At 68.8% G+C, this 13,872-nt stretch carries 12 protein-coding genes; 5 read left to right on the top strand and 7 right to left on the bottom strand.

The annotated features are described in order from the left end of the window. The first annotated feature begins 107 nt into the window (after window positions 1-107). A complete protein-coding gene (locus I4Q42_RS09240; RefSeq protein ID WP_198575780.1) occupies window positions 108-1,037 on the top strand; it encodes a phosphodiester glycosidase family protein in 930 nt (309 codons plus the stop codon). A 6-nt stretch (window positions 1,038-1,043) separates the two neighbouring features. Here the strand turns inward: I4Q42_RS09240 and I4Q42_RS09245 are convergent, their stop codons facing one another. From I4Q42_RS09245 to I4Q42_RS09270, 6 genes are all read right to left on the bottom strand, one after another. After that, the gene (locus I4Q42_RS09245) at window positions 1,044-1,805 is read right to left on the bottom strand and encodes a phosphocholine cytidylyltransferase family protein (protein WP_198575781.1); all 762 of its coding nucleotides are present in this window, start codon (window positions 1,803-1,805) and stop codon (window positions 1,044-1,046) included. Window positions 1,806-2,142: 337 nt separating this feature from the next. Continuing rightward, entirely contained in the window at window positions 2,143-2,946 is an 804-nt protein-coding gene (locus I4Q42_RS09250) for a DJ-1/PfpI family protein (RefSeq protein ID WP_332873051.1), read from the bottom strand. Beyond that, window positions 2,943-3,356 carry a hypothetical protein gene (locus I4Q42_RS09255; protein ID WP_198575782.1) on the bottom strand — a complete coding sequence of 138 codons (414 nt, stop codon included), beginning with the start codon at window positions 3,354-3,356 and terminating at the stop codon, window positions 2,943-2,945. Before I4Q42_RS09255 ends, I4Q42_RS09250 begins: the two co-directional genes overlap by 4 nt. A 38-nt stretch (window positions 3,357-3,394) precedes the next feature. Next, window positions 3,395-5,113 (bottom strand): tyrosinase family protein, encoded by a 1,719-nt coding sequence (locus I4Q42_RS09260; RefSeq protein WP_198575783.1) that lies wholly within the window; start codon window positions 5,111-5,113, stop codon window positions 3,395-3,397. A gap of 74 nt (window positions 5,114-5,187) precedes the next feature. After that, window positions 5,188-7,290, bottom strand: coding sequence for a multicopper oxidase family protein (locus I4Q42_RS09265; RefSeq protein WP_198575784.1), 2,103 nt, complete (start codon window positions 7,288-7,290; stop codon window positions 5,188-5,190). A 99-nt stretch (window positions 7,291-7,389) separates the two neighbouring features. Continuing rightward, window positions 7,390-8,010, bottom strand: coding sequence for a TIGR02466 family protein (locus I4Q42_RS09270; RefSeq protein ID WP_198575785.1), 621 nt, complete (start codon window positions 8,008-8,010; stop codon window positions 7,390-7,392). Window positions 8,011-8,071: 61 nt separating this feature from the next. Between I4Q42_RS09270 and I4Q42_RS09275 the strand changes: the two genes are divergently transcribed. From I4Q42_RS09275 to I4Q42_RS09290, 4 genes are all read left to right on the top strand, one after another. Continuing rightward, the gene (locus tag I4Q42_RS09275; RefSeq protein WP_198575786.1) at window positions 8,072-8,392 is read left to right on the top strand and encodes a hypothetical protein; all 321 of its coding nucleotides are present in this window, start codon (window positions 8,072-8,074) and stop codon (window positions 8,390-8,392) included. Window positions 8,393-8,395: 3 nt separating this feature from the next. After that, a complete protein-coding gene (locus I4Q42_RS09280) occupies window positions 8,396-8,677 on the top strand; it encodes a type II toxin-antitoxin system RelE/ParE family toxin (protein ID WP_198575787.1) in 282 nt (93 codons plus the stop codon). Window positions 8,678-8,696: 19 nt separating this feature from the next. Next, window positions 8,697-10,610 carry an excinuclease ABC subunit UvrC gene (gene uvrC, locus I4Q42_RS09285; protein WP_198575967.1) on the top strand — a complete coding sequence of 638 codons (1,914 nt, stop codon included), beginning with the start codon at window positions 8,697-8,699 and terminating at the stop codon, window positions 10,608-10,610. Between the two features lie 150 nt (window positions 10,611-10,760). Continuing rightward, on the top strand, window positions 10,761-12,113 hold the full coding sequence (locus I4Q42_RS09290) for a lipocalin-like domain-containing protein (protein ID WP_198575788.1): 1,353 nt from the start codon (window positions 10,761-10,763) through the stop codon (window positions 12,111-12,113). Between the two features lie 44 nt (window positions 12,114-12,157). On the opposite strand, the gene I4Q42_RS09295 is transcribed toward I4Q42_RS09290, so the two are convergent. Next, window positions 12,158-13,849, bottom strand: coding sequence for a sensor histidine kinase (locus I4Q42_RS09295; RefSeq protein ID WP_198575789.1), 1,692 nt, complete (start codon window positions 13,847-13,849; stop codon window positions 12,158-12,160). Between the last annotated feature and the right edge of the window lie 23 nt (window positions 13,850-13,872).

Below are 13,872 nucleotides of genomic sequence, written 5' to 3' on the forward strand. Positions count from 1 at the left end.
ATATCGGCGGCGAGAAGCCTTCCCAAGTTCGAGCCCCGCGCCTATCTGCCCAAGCAATCGTCCGCCTACGGCGTGACGAGGCCGACCCACAGTTCATAAGCTTGCCCGTGTTCCGATCCCTCCTGCGCCCCGCCCTGCTGGGCGCCCTGCTGCTGCTTTCCGCCTGCGCCAGCATCGACATCCCCGCCTCGCCGCGGACGGCGTTCAGCCGCAGCGCCTCGAGCACGCTGTCCGAGGGCGTGACCTACTGGAGCGAGACCCGCGAGAACCCGCTGCGGCAAGTCTTCCACGTGGTCCAGCTCGATCTGGCCAATCCCAAGGTTCAGCTGTTCGTCTCGCCGCCCAATGACGGCGCGGGGCAGTATCATGCCCGCACGACCTCGGAATTCGTGACCGCCTCGGGCGCCCTGCTGGCCGTCAACGCCAGCTACTTCGTGCCCTTCAAGCCCGGCGCGCCGGGCGGCGACGACTTCGTGCCCCATGCGGGCCAGCACGTGGATCCGGTCGGCAAGGTGATCGTCGGCGGCGCCGTCGTCGCTCCACCCGAGGCGCCGGAGGTCGATCCGCGGGTCAACGCCATCCTCTGCATCCACCCGTCCTTCGTCGAGATCCGCTCGGGCCACACCTGCCGCTGGGACGTGGTCGACGCGGTGGCGGCCGGTCCGGTGCTGCTGGTCGACGGCGCCGAGCGATCGTTCAAGCACGCCGGCCCGAAATACGCCGCCGACCGCCATCCGCGCACCGCCCTGGGCGTCTCGGCCGACGGCCGCACGGGCTGGCTGGTGGTGGTCGACGGTCGCCAGACCGTGCTCAGCGAAGGCGCGACTCTGCCCGAGCTGACCGCCTTCTTCCGCGACCTGGGCGCGGCCGACGCCATCAACCTGGACGGCGGCGGCTCGACCACCCTGGCCGTGGACGACGGTTTCGGCCGCCCGCGCGTGCTGAACTCGCCGATCCACACCGGCGTGCCCGGTCGCGAGCGGCCGGTGGCCAACCAGCTGGGCGTGCGGGTGACGACGACCGTTTCCGCCCGCTGAGGCCGCTCAGGCCGGCGTCGCCTCGGCCGCCGCCCAGGCTTCCGCCAGCTCGCGGTTTTTGGGCAGGTCTTCGGGGAAGTCCATCTCGGCCCAGTCCAGGCCCTCGATCAAGCGCACGGCCACGGCGTCGTGAGCGCGGGCGATCTGGTCGATGGCCGACAGGTACCAGCGGCGCAGGCCTTCGGGCGTGCGCAGCGAACGCTCGACGATGTCGGTGAACAGCGCCGCGCCCTCGGGCTCGAAGCGCAGGAAGCCGATCGACTCGGCGTCGTAGGCGGTGATGGTCTTGCCGATCTCGCGCAGGGCGTCGCCCTCGGTGCGCACCTTCATGTCGTCGGCGTCGTAGCCGCCGGCCTTGCGGTCGATGGTGACGGTGATCGGGGCCGACGGCGCGGTCAGCAGGCGCTCGGCGATGGCCGGCTCGAACAGGGTGTCGCCGTTCAGCAGCAGGAAGGTCCCCTGCATCTCGCCGCGCGCCATCCACACCGAGGCCAGGTTGTCGCTGACGCTGTAGAACGGGTTGAACAGGGTGCGCAGGGTCAGGCCCGGCAGGCGCAGATGGGCCAGCTCGGCCTCGACCAAGTCGGCGGCGAAGCCGGTGACGACCACCACCTCGGTGACGCCGGCCTGGTGCAGGTGGCGGATCTGCCATTCCAGCACCGAACGGCCCGACAGCTCGACCAGGCACTTGGGCCGGGTGTCGGTCAGCGGCGACAGGCGCTTGCCCTGCCCGGCGCTGAGGATGATGGCTTTGACCGGCGGCTGCATGGGGAAAACTCGAACGCGCCGCGCAAGGCGACGAAGGCGGGACCGAAAAGGCGAGGAAGCGACTCGAAGCGAGCCTTACCAGCGCAATTTGGTCGCGACCATAGCCAGGGCAAGGCCCGTCGTCCCGCAAAAGGCCGATTTGCGACAATGTGCGCGGGTGGGATGCCGCCTCGCGCTCACCAAGCTCGTCATCCCGGAAACGGCGAAGCCGTTATCTGGGACCCAGAGGCCGGCGCACAAAATTGGCTGGCGACGATGGCGCTGGCCGGCGCAGTGCGGCCGCCCCTGGGTCGCCGGCTCTACGCTGCGCTTCGGCCGGGATGACGGGAGAAGGGAGTCACGCTTCCACCGTAACCTTTGCAGGATGCAGCCGCGCCTCGATCGCCGCGTCGAGCGCGCCGCGGAAGCCAGTCATGCCGGCGTTGACCGGCTCGAAGACGTCGTAGGCCACCGAGCACGGATCGCCGCCCGGGAACGGCGGGTCGGGATGGTACTGGATCGACAGCTGCACCTTCTGAGCCGCCAGCGCGGCCTTGTCGGCGGCGTCGGGCCCGCCGGCCAGGTCGGTGACGATGGTCTGGACCATGAACAGCGACTCGTCGACCGACGACGAGATGCCGCCGCCGGTGATGCGGTTGCGGTCCTTGTACCAGCGCGGGCAGCCGTTCACGACGGTCACCGTCGGAAACAGCTTCAGGCAGTCGATGAAGGCCCAGTGGGTCGTCGCCTGATAACCGTCCAGCAGCCCGGCCGAGGCCAGGATCAGGCCGCCGGTGCAGACCGAGACCACATAGCGCGCCTCCGGCGCTCGCTGCTTGAGGAAGTCGAGCAGGGCCGTGTCGCCGATGGCGTCCTGCAGGCCGTTGCCGCCGCCCGGCACGAACAGCAGATCGATGTGCGGGCTGCTGTAGAAGTCGTACTGCGCCACGACCTTCAGCGGCCCCGAGGTCGGGATCGGCTGGGTGGTGGCCGCCACGGTGGCGACCTGGATCGTGCGGTCGATCACCGAGCCGTCGAAGAAGCCGAACACCTCGTGCGGACCGGCGACGTCGAGGATGTCGACGCCCGGATAGAGCACGATGCCCACCGTGAACGGCGGCGACGCCGGCGCGGCGGCGGGCAGGATGCGCGGGTCGCTCACTGCCGCACCGCGATGAACGACGCCGTCACCCCGGCCGGCTCGCCGTTGTGCGGCTTGGCGCGGACCGTCGTGCCCAGCAGCGACGGCACCTGGTCGACGGCGTCGGGCCACTCGTAGCCCGGCCAGGCGTGATAGTCGTACTCCCAGCCCGCCGTCGGCGTGCCGTCACGGCCGTAGCCGTCGATGACCAGGGTGACCGGCCCGTCGCAGTCGCCGATGATCTTGCCCTTCAGGTCCAGAACATAGCCGCCGCCCATGTCGAGCGTGCCGATGATCGTCTCCGGGGTCGGGGTCTCGAAGGTGAACACCCCCTCGCCGAAGATCAGGCTGAGCGCTGTCTGGGCGTTGCCGTCCACCAGCTCGGGATTGTTCAGGTAGCTGCGATAGGTCCACTTGCCGGCGATCGCCATCGGGCGTCCTCCCTTTCAGATCTTCGACCTTCCGCCCGTCACTGGGCGTGCACGACGATGTCCAGCACCTGCGGCACGGCCGTGGTCGCGCCAGCGTCGGCGTGGTGGGCGTGCGGCGCGGCGGCGGCCGACAGCAGCGGCTTGCTCCCCAAGCGCACCAGCCGGATGCTGAGGCCGGACGGCGGCGCGGCGGCCGACAGCCCCTTGGCCTTGGCCACGGCGGCCAGCGGCGGCGACAGCGGCACGGTGAAGCTGACCGGCCGGGTCACCAGGTGGCGGCCGAACATCGACAGGGTCGTCACGAAGCCCGGCGAGTCGAGACCCACGGCCTCGCCCTCGGGGGTATTGACCACCACCGCCAGGTCGTTGGCGTGCTCGAAGGGCGGCAGGTCGATGGTGATAGTGGCCAGCAGGCTGGTCCCGCCCGGCTTGGCCGCCGCGGCCAGGACGGCGGCCGGCACGGCGACGTCGCCGGCGGCCAGGCTGGCCGCCCCCGGCGTCTTCAGCTTGGCGGCGTACTTGGTCGCCGGCGCGGGCTTGCCGGCCTTCAGCTTCGTGGTCCCCGTCGGCGGCACGACGTTCTCGCCCGAGCCGGGCTGGTAGTCGTAGTCGAAGGTTCCGATGGTCTCGTAGGCGCCGGCCAGGGCCTTGTCGCCGGTCACCAGCTGGCCGTTGACGTCGTGGAAGAACAGGAACGGCTCGGCCCGCCATTGGCCGAGGTCGCCGCGCGGGTTGAGGTAGCTCTTGTTGTCGTCCGGCAGGGTCGGATAGCCGTAGCCCTGCTGCTTGCGGGTCCAGAGGTCCCAGATGCGGTCGATATTGGCGTGGTGCAGGAAGAACAGTGGGTCGACCGGCGACAGGTTCGACTGCATCAGGCCGTCGCCATAGGTCGTGTTGCCCTTGGCGTCGGTCCAGATGCCGCCCACGCAGTTGTGCACCTTGTTGTGCGGCTGGCCTTCCATCACCCCGAAGCCGGTGATGCTGCTGTGGAACTGCGACTTGGGGCTGGCGAAGCCGATGAAGTCGCGCGGCGACAGGGCGTTGTCGAGCATCCACGGCGACACCGCCCGGCTGGTCACGCCGTCGAAGCCGGGGTTCTGCTGGGTCGAGCCGCGGGCGTTGGGCGGCGCGAAGAACATCGGCCCGCCCTTGGGCCCGATGTCGAACAGCAGGTCGGCCGGGAAGCGCAGGCCGCGGATCAGCAACTGCTGGGTCTGGGCCCCGGTCAGACCCGCCCAGAACGTCTCCAGCACCGGGCCGAAGGCCTTGTTGAAGGCGTCCAGGCTCTGGATGTAGGCGGCGTCGTTGGGGTTCAGCACCCCCTGGAACATCTGCGCCGGCACCTGCGGACTGGCCGTCCAGTCCCAGTAGGGGAAGGCGAAATCGTTGTCGCCGCTGATCTTGCGCACGACCTGCTCGAAATAGCCGACATAGCCGCGGTGCCAGACCACGAACCACCAGTTGCCGTGCGGGCAGTCGACCGTGTGGGTCAGGGCGTGGTTGTACCAGTTATTGGGATCTTCCGGCGGCAGGGCCAGCATGATCTTGACCGCCTTGGCGTAGCTGGCCAGGGCCTTCTGGCCCTGCGGGCTGGCGACGTTCCAGCGCCGCCAGCGGGCCTTGGTCGGGGCGGCCGGCTGGGCCTGCCCCTGCCCCGCCGTCAGAGCGCCGAGCGCGGCGGCGCCGCCCGCCGCCATAAGAGCGCGGCGCGAGGGAAGCAGGGGCGAATACGGACCGGCGATCGGGTCGTGGGTCATGGCGAGGCTCTCGAAAACGGGAAAGGGATCGCCCCCGGCGCGATCGGTCGCGCCGGGGGACTTGGGACACGAAGTCAGTGGTGGCCGTGCGAGACGCCGCCGGCGCCGTCGGGCAGCACGATCTGGACGTTCTGCATCATGCCCTGGTCCTCGTGGTCGAGGATGTGGCAGTGCAGGACGTACTCGCCGATGTAGCGCTGGTAGCGGGTGCGCACGACCAGGGTGTAGGGGAAGTAGGGTCCGTTCTTCACCTTCTGGGCGCTCTTGACCCACAGGGTGTCCTTCCAGACGCCCTTCAGGCCCGGATATTGCGGATCGTCGCCGCCGATGCCGAACGTGTCCTTGGCGCCGGGCTCGCTGACGTCCTTGCCGTCGGGATCCAGGATCTTGACGATCTGGAACGGGTTCACGTGGATGTGGAACGGGTGGCTGACGAATTCCGACTTCAGCTCCCACTCCTGGGCCGTACCCAGCACCAGGGTGCGGTCGACGCGGTCGGGGGCGTAGGGGCGCGGCGCATAGTCCTGCGAGCCGACTTCGAACTGCACCGGCATGTTGGTGTTCTGGCCCGGGATGGCGATGTTGAAGAGCACCTTCTCGACCGGCTGGCCCTTGACCTCGGCGTCCGAGATCGTCGGGTGCGGCACGAAGCGGGTCAGCTTCAGCCCCGCCTGCAGGTCGGCCACGACGCTGGCGCGCACATCGGCCGGCATCTGGGTGTTGGCGGCGGCCACCAGCTCCTTGGTGACGAAGGCGGGGATGTCGGCCACCTCTTGCCCCGGCGCGACGGCGACCTTGCCGAGCAGGCGGGTGCCGACCGGAACGTTGTTGACCGAGCCGGCCAGCGAACTGTCGGCGTCGAGCATGCAGTAGTTGCCGGCCTTCGGAAACACGACCAGCAGGTCGTTGCGATAGCCGGGTTGCAGAGTGGCGACGACGGTCTTGCGGGCCTGGGCGTCGGTCAACCCGTCGTCGGCGACGATGTAGAACGGCACCGGGTCGCCGACGCAGTAGGTTTCGCGGAACTTCTCGCCGTCGGCGGCGGCCAGGCGCTCCAGGGCCTCGGCCCCGCCCTGGGCCATCTTCACGAACTGCAGCGAGATGGTGTCGCGCACCCCGGCGTGGATCATCCGCCAGCGGGCCAGCTCGCCCGCCTTGGCCGGCAGGGTTGCCAGCACCTGGCCGTTGATGCTGGTGTAGCGGCCCGACTGCCCCCAGCTGCCCGGCCCGAAGCCGTTGCCGTTGGCGTCGCTGTAGAACTCGATGACGCCGGTGTCGCCGGGATCGCAGACCCACTCGACCACATTGCCCTTGGCGTCTTCGCGAACCTTGATGTTGCCGTTGGCGTCGAGGCAGGCGTACTGGATCTGCTGGAACACCAGCAGCTTCTCGGGGATCGGCGACGAGCCCTTGTAGAGCAGGGTGTCGAGATCGCCGTTGGTCTTCGGGGTCGGCTTGCGGTCGCCCTTGATGACCAGGGCCCCGGCCATGCCGCTGGAGACCTGCAGCGCGGTCGAGCCGTGGCGGTGGGTGTGGTACCAGAAGGTGCCGGCCGGATGGTCGCGCGGGATGTTGTATTCGTACTCGAACTGCACCCCGGGATTGATCGACAGCAGCACGTTGTCGCTGTTGCCCGTCGGGCTGACCCACAGGCCGTGGCTGTGCAGATTGGTGCCGTTGTAGCAGTGCGGCACGTTGATCAGCCAGTTGGGATCGGTGCAGCTGGGATCGGCCGGCAGCTTGTTGTCCAGCGCCACCCGCACGGTGTCGCCCGGCCGCACGAGGATGGTCGGCGCCACATAGGGCGTGGTCGCCGACACGTCGGCGCCGTTGTAGCTGCGCAGGTGAACCTTGTCGTTGCGCCCGTTGGCCGGGTTGTAGAGCTGGCCGTCTGTATAGACCACGTTCAGGTTCAGCCGGCGGTCGCCCGTGTCGGGCGTGGTCGCCGGGGCTATGACGTAGCTCTTGTCCTTCGAGGCCGTGCCGGTCAGGGCCAGGGGCGGCGGCGGCGCGGCCGCCTCGAGCCCGGCCGAGGGCAGCGGCGCGCCAAGCACTCGGGGATTGTCGACGATCCGGTCCTGAGCCGCCGCGCTCCCAGCCGCCGCAGCCAAGGCCACGCCCGCGAGCCCGGCCAGCAGCCGTCCACGCACGCTCCAACACCTACGCATATAGCGCATTTCAGCCTCCCCGAGTTCACAACCCCAGGGAATATACTACCCTTGCGATACTAAACTTGAAGTCATTATTTTTGTGCGCTTTCGCACAGGTTTAGCGCTTCAACGCCAGGCGTAGTTGAAGCTGATGCTGATCCGCTGCTCCTCGGCCTGGTTGGGCGTCACCTCGTGGCGCAGCCAGCTCTCCCACATCAGGATCGTGCCCGGTTCGGGCTGGACGTAGACGAAGGGCTGCAGGCTCTCGGGCGCGCCCTCTTCGCGGGTCGGCGCGGCCATCATCATCGGCAGGCGCGGGTCCTCGAACTTCAGGGCCGAAGCCTCCGGCGGGATGGTCACATAGACCGTGCCGGAGATGACGCTGTGCGGGTGGATATGGCCGGTGTGCTGGCCGCCGGGATCGAGGATGTTGATCCAGAAGCTGTCCATCACCAGCTTGCCGCCGGCCAGGTCGAAGCCAAGCTCCTTGGCGAAGGCCGCCGCATGCTTGTCGAGCTTCTTCTTCAGGTCGGCGAACAGGCTGTCGCGCTGCGGCAGGTCGTCGAGCGAGGCGTAGGAGGTGTAGCCCAGATAGCCCTTCTTCTCGGCCCAGGCCTGGCCGGCCTCGTCGTCCTCGGCCACGGCGATGCAGGCGTCGTGCAGCTCGTCGATGAAGGCGTCGAAGCCCTTCTCGCCGGCGAGGCTGGCTTCATAGAGCGGGGTGACGAAGAGAGAGCGGGTGGTCATGGGCGGGGTCATACAGCCCCGTGCGATTGACGACAAACCGCTATTGGAACATCATGGCAACATGGCCGATGGCGAATTCATCCTCAAGATCGACGCGGCGCGCGCCGAACGCCTGCGAGTCCTCGCGGACGCGGCGGGTCAGAGCGTTGAGGCGTATGCGCTGGATATTTTATGGCGCGCCACAGAACGGCCCGGCCTCGAAGAGGCCGAAACCTCGTGGAACGGCGCGCCGCCTCGCGTTGCGCGTGACAACGGCTTCGGGGAGGACGCGGAGGCCTATGCCGACGAACTCGATCGCATCGCGGAAGAAGCGCTGAAGACTGGCGGCGTTCCCTGGGAGCAGGTGCAGGCGCGCCTGCGGAACTTCGGCCAACCCCGCTGACTCGTGCGCCGGATCGTATTCACCGAACCTGCCAACACGGACGTCAACAGGCTTGAAGCTTGGCTCATCGAGCGTGGCTTACCCTACGCGCGCGGCCTTGGTCTGGAATTGGAGGCCGCAATCAACGGGCTGATCGACTTTCCGGAGCGCAGCTCCGCCAATCGTACAGGCCGCTATCGCGAGCACTACGTCGTCTTCCACTCGAACCAGTACGTCATTCAATATCAGGTCCACGGCGATGCGATCGTGATCCTGCGTATCCGACACAGCCTCGAAGATCGCTGACTCCTCCGGACTCGCCTATATCTACCCCGTGACCGACACCACCACCGACATCGACGCCTCCCCTCGCCTCTCCGGCGCCGCCCTGATCAAGGATGAGGTCACGCGTCTGCCCGACGCGCCCGGCGTCTACCGGATGATCGGCGACGCCGACGAGGTGCTCTATGTCGGCAAGGCCAAGAGCCTGAAGAAGCGCGTGGTGCAATACGCCCAGGGCCGCTTCCACACCAACCGCATCGCCCACATGGTTGACGCCACGCGGGCCATGGAGTTCGTCACCACCCGCACCGAAGCCGACGCCCTGCTGCTCGAGATCAACCTGATCAAGCAGCTGAAGCCGCGCTTCAACGTGCTGCTGCGCGACGACAAGAGCTTTCCCGAGATCGTCATCCGCCGCGACCATGACGCCGCCCAACTGCGCAAGCACCGCGGCGCCCACACCCTCAAGGGCGACTATTTCGGGCCCTTCGCCAGCGCCTGGGCGGTGAACCGCACGCTCAACACCCTGCAGAAGGCCTTCCTGCTGCGCTCGTGCAGCGACAGCGTCTACGAGACGCGCGACCGGCCCTGCATGCTGCACCAGATCAAGCGCTGCGCCGCCCCCTGCACGGGCCTGGTCAGCCTCGAAGACTACGGCGCTCTGGTCGACCAGGCCGAGGCCTTCCTGCGCGGCAAGTCCCGCGCGGTGATGGCGACCATGGCCAAGGAGATGGAAGCCGCCGCCGAGGACCTGGAGTTCGAGCGCGCAGCCCGCCTGCGCGACCGTATCCGCGCCCTGGCCGCCGTCGCTCAGGAAAGCCAGATCAACCCCGAGACCGTCGACGAGGCCGACGTCGTCGCCCTGCACGTCGAGGGCGGCCAGGCCTGCGTGCAGGTGTTCTTCTTCCGGGCCGGCCAGAACTGGGGCAACCACGCCTATTTCCCGCGCGTCGCCGGCGCCGCCGACGAGTCCGACGACGAGAGCACTACCGAGGAGCAGCGGATCCTCACCGCCTTCCTGGGCCAGTTCTACGACGGCAAGCCGATCCCCCGCCTGATCCTCACCAACGTCCAGCCGGCCGAAGCCGACCTGCTGAGCGAAGCCTTCGCCCTCAAGAGCGGCCGCAAGGTCGAGATCGTCGTCCCGAAACGCGGCGAGAAGGCCGACCTGGTGGGCCACGCCCTGACCAATGCGCGCGAGGCGCTGGGCCGCAAGATGGCCGAGGGCTCGGCCCAGACCAAGCTGCTGGCCGGCGTCGCCGAGGCCTTCAAGCTGGAGGCCCCGCCCGAACGGATCGAGGTCTACGACAACAGCCACATCCAGGGCACCAATGCCGTCGGCGGCATGATCGTGGCCGGGCCGGACGGCTTCATGAAGGGCCAGTACCGCAAGTTCAACATCAAGAGCACCGAGCTCACCCCCGGCGACGACTACGGCATGATGAAGGAGGTGCTGCGCCGCCGCTTCGCCCGCCTGGTCAAGGAAGAGGAGGAAGGCGACGACAGCGCCCGCCCCGACCTCGTCCTGGTCGACGGCGGCAAGGGCCAGCTCGACGCGGCGCTGGAGGTCATGGCCGACCTGGGCGTCGACGACATCACCGTGATCGGCGTCGCCAAGGGGCCGGACCGCGACGCGGGGCTGGAGCGGTTCTTCGTCCCCGGCCAGACGCCGTTCATGCTCGAGCCCAAGTCGCCGGTTCTGTATTATCTGCAACGCCTGCGCGACGAGGCCCACCGCTTCGCCATTGGCGCTCACCGCACCCGTCGCAGCATGGACCTGAAGAAGAACCCCCTCGACGAGATCGAGGGCGTCGGTCCCGGTCGCAAGAAAGCCTTGCTGCACGCCTTCGGCTCGGCCAAGGGCGTCAGCCGGGCCAGCGTCGAGGACCTGGTCAAGGTCGACGGCGTCAGCCAGGCCCTGGCCGAGCGCATCCACGCCTTCTTCCGCAAGGGCTGACCCCTTTTCGCAAGCGCTGTCCTGGCCGCATGGCCGATTGACAACACCGGTCGCCGAACGCAACCTCCGGCCACTCTGGAAATGATCGCAACCTGACATGCAGCGCGCAACGGGCGCGCCGCACCGGAGTCGTTTGGGGGAAACATCGCCATGACAGCTCTTCCGTTCCTGCGGGGTCGCGGCCTCGCGCGCCCGCTCGCCCTCGCCTGCGCCGACACCCAGGCCCCGGCGCCGATCCCGCGCGAAAAGTCGGTGATCCACCTGCCGGCGGACCACTACCTGCACCGCGACGCCCCGACCGAATGGTGGTGGCACATCGGCACGCTGAAGGCCGGCGAGCGGGTGTTCGGCTTCGAGATCAACGCCGCTTCGTTCCCGGGCCGCGCGCCCGCCTTCGGCTTCTCGCAGATCATGCTGACCGACGTGCAGAACCAGAAGCACTACCAGGCCACCACCACCTACAATCCGCCGGCCGGCTATGATCCGACGACCTGGGCCGAGCACGACGTCAATCGCGACTGGCACGTGGGCCTGGGCGACCCCAGCAGCCAGTTCACCGCGGTCAAGGTGACCAACCCCGGCTCGGGCTACGACCCGCTGTTCACCGTCGTCACGGTCTCCGGCGGCGGCGGCTCGCAGGCGATCGCCTATCCCATCGTGGTCGACGGCGCGGTCGCCGCGATCCAGGTCACCAATCCGGGGCGCGGCTACACCGCCCTGCCGACCGTCACCATCACCGACCCCACCGGCAAGGGCTCGGGCGCCACGGCCATGGCCGTCCATACCTTCATCACCATGGACGCGGCCTGGGGCGACCCGACCCAGAACATGGCCGTGGTCTCCAAGCTGACCGACCAGGCCATCGGAACCGAGGTGGTGTTCGACCTGACCCTGTCGCAGAAGGGCGATCCCTTCCTGGTCTGGGGCACCGGCGTCAGCCAGATCCTGCCGCCGGCCTGGGGCTCGCACCTGCAGACCGGCAACTACTACTACTCGCTGACCAATGTCGCCGCCGCCGGCACGATCACCATCGACGGCGAGACCATCGCGGTCACCGGCAAGACCTGGATGGATCACGAGTACGGCTTCTTCGGCAGCGCCGCCAATCCGGTGAAGTGGCTGCTGCAGAACGCCCAGCTGGAGAACGGCTGGACGCTGTCGAACCACTACGTCCTGTCGGCCGCCAACAAGCTGCCCAAGCCGGGCGAGCCGGTCGCCTGCGAGGTCACCCTGCAAGACCCGCAGGGACAGATGTACCTGGTGGCGGGCGTCATGACCGCCGACCGCCCCTGGATCAGCCCGGCCTCGGGGGTGACCTACTATCTCGACTACCACCTCGACATCGCCAGCTTCGACGCGGCGCTGAACTTCAAGGCCCTGATGCCGGACCAGGAGTTCCCCATTCTGCCGAAGGGGTCGATCTACGAGGGCGTGGCTTCGGCCGAGGGCACGTTCCAGGGCCTCCCGACCTCCGGGACGGGCTGGATCGAGCAGGCGCTCTAGAAGAGCGGCGGCGCGACGGGGTACAGCCTTGTCGCGCCAACCCCTCAGAAATCGTTGCGCCAGCGCTGCACCGAGGCCAGCGGCAGCCAGGCCTCGAAACACAGGCCCTCGGGCCGGAAGTCGAACCGCGAGCGGCCCTTCAGCTCACGCTGGGTCAGGTTCTCGATCAACCGGGCGCCGAAACCGAAGGTGCTCGGCTCGCTGACCGCCGGCCCGCCGCTCTCGATCCAGGTCAGACGCAGCTGCCGCGCCTCCTCGTCGAGGCTCCAGCGCAGGGCCACGCGCCCGTCAGGCGCCGACAGCCCGCCGTACTTGGCGCTGTTGGTGGCCAGCTCATGCAGCACCATCGACAGCGACACCGCCACGTGCGGGCTCAAGGCCACGCTGGGTCCGGCCGCGTCGATGCGGTCGCCATGGGCCCGCACGCAGGTGGCGACCACATCGATCAGGTCGGCCTCGGTCCAGCCGGTGCGGGTCAGGAGGTCGTGGGCGGCCGAGAAGGCCACTAGCCGCTCGGTGAAGATCCGCACCTGCTCGGCGTCGAGCTTGGCGAAAGTCTGGCGGGCCAGGGACTGCACCGTGGCCAGGTTGTTCTTCACCCGGTGATTCAGCTCGTTGATCATCACCGCCTGGCGGGCCTCGCGGGCTTCCAACTCGCGCGAGGCGGCGACCAGGGCTTCGCGTACCGCGGCGATCTCGGCCAGGCCGTCGCCACGCCCGGCCGACAGGGGCCGCCCCTCGCCGATCGTCGCCGCGTCCTCGACCAGCCCCGCCACCTCGCGATTGACCCGGTTGGCGAAGAACAGCGCCAGGCCGATGCCCAGCAGCAGCAGGAAGGGGAACACCGTCGCCGTCCCCAGGGCCAGCGAAACGCCGGCGCGGGCCGCCTCGGCGCGCGGGATGGCCACCACCAGCGTCCAGCCGGTGCGCGGCGAGCGCGTGTAGGCCACCAGCGTCTTCACGTTCTCCAGCGAGACGCTCTTGTTCACGCCCTCGCTGGACCGGGCCAGGTTGCGGGCCATGTCCGGCGAGGCCGTCGCGCCGGTCCAGCGCTCGTTGCGCACCGAGCGGGCGATCACCTTGCGCTGATTGTCGAGGATGGTGGCCACCCAGCGCTCGGGCGCGCGCTGCTGACGGAACACCGAAGCGAAGCTGGCGGACTCGACCACATAGGTCACCACATAGGCCTTGCCCTTGATCTGCACCGGCGCCCCGACGGTGATCACATAACGCTTGGCCATCGCCCCCATGCGCAGGTCCGAGACCAGGGTGCGGCCGGTCTCGCGCTGCTGGACCATGTCCTGCGTGGGCGGCGTCGTGGGCAGCGGCGCGCCCCACGGCACCAGGGTGTTGACCATCTGCTGGCCGTCGAGGCTGGCGACCACGATCCAGCCGGGGCGGTTGGCCGTGGTTCGCTTGGCGCGAGTGTAAAATCCGCCCCAGTCGCCGTTCAGCAGGGCCTGGTCTGTGGCCAGGGTCTCGGCCACAGCCACCCCCTCGGCCACCTGGCGGTCGACCGCCCCCGACAGCGCCCGGGCCGTCGCCATCAGCTGCTCTTCCAGCTGGTCGCGGTTCTGGCGATTGGCCCGCTCCAGCAGCAGGGCCGTGGCGACCAGGGCCGGGATCAGCAGGCTGATGGTCAGCAGCACCAGGAAGCCGCGGACCGAACCGCGCAGGGCTCGCCGGTTTGACGCGGGTGCGCCGGGCGCGGGCGCATCGGGGGGCGTCGATGCCATGGAGGGTGTTACGCGGCGGCCGG

It is taken from the genome of Caulobacter hibisci (assembly GCF_016135805.1).
GTDB classification, from domain to species: domain Bacteria; phylum Pseudomonadota; class Alphaproteobacteria; order Caulobacterales; family Caulobacteraceae; genus Caulobacter; species Caulobacter hibisci.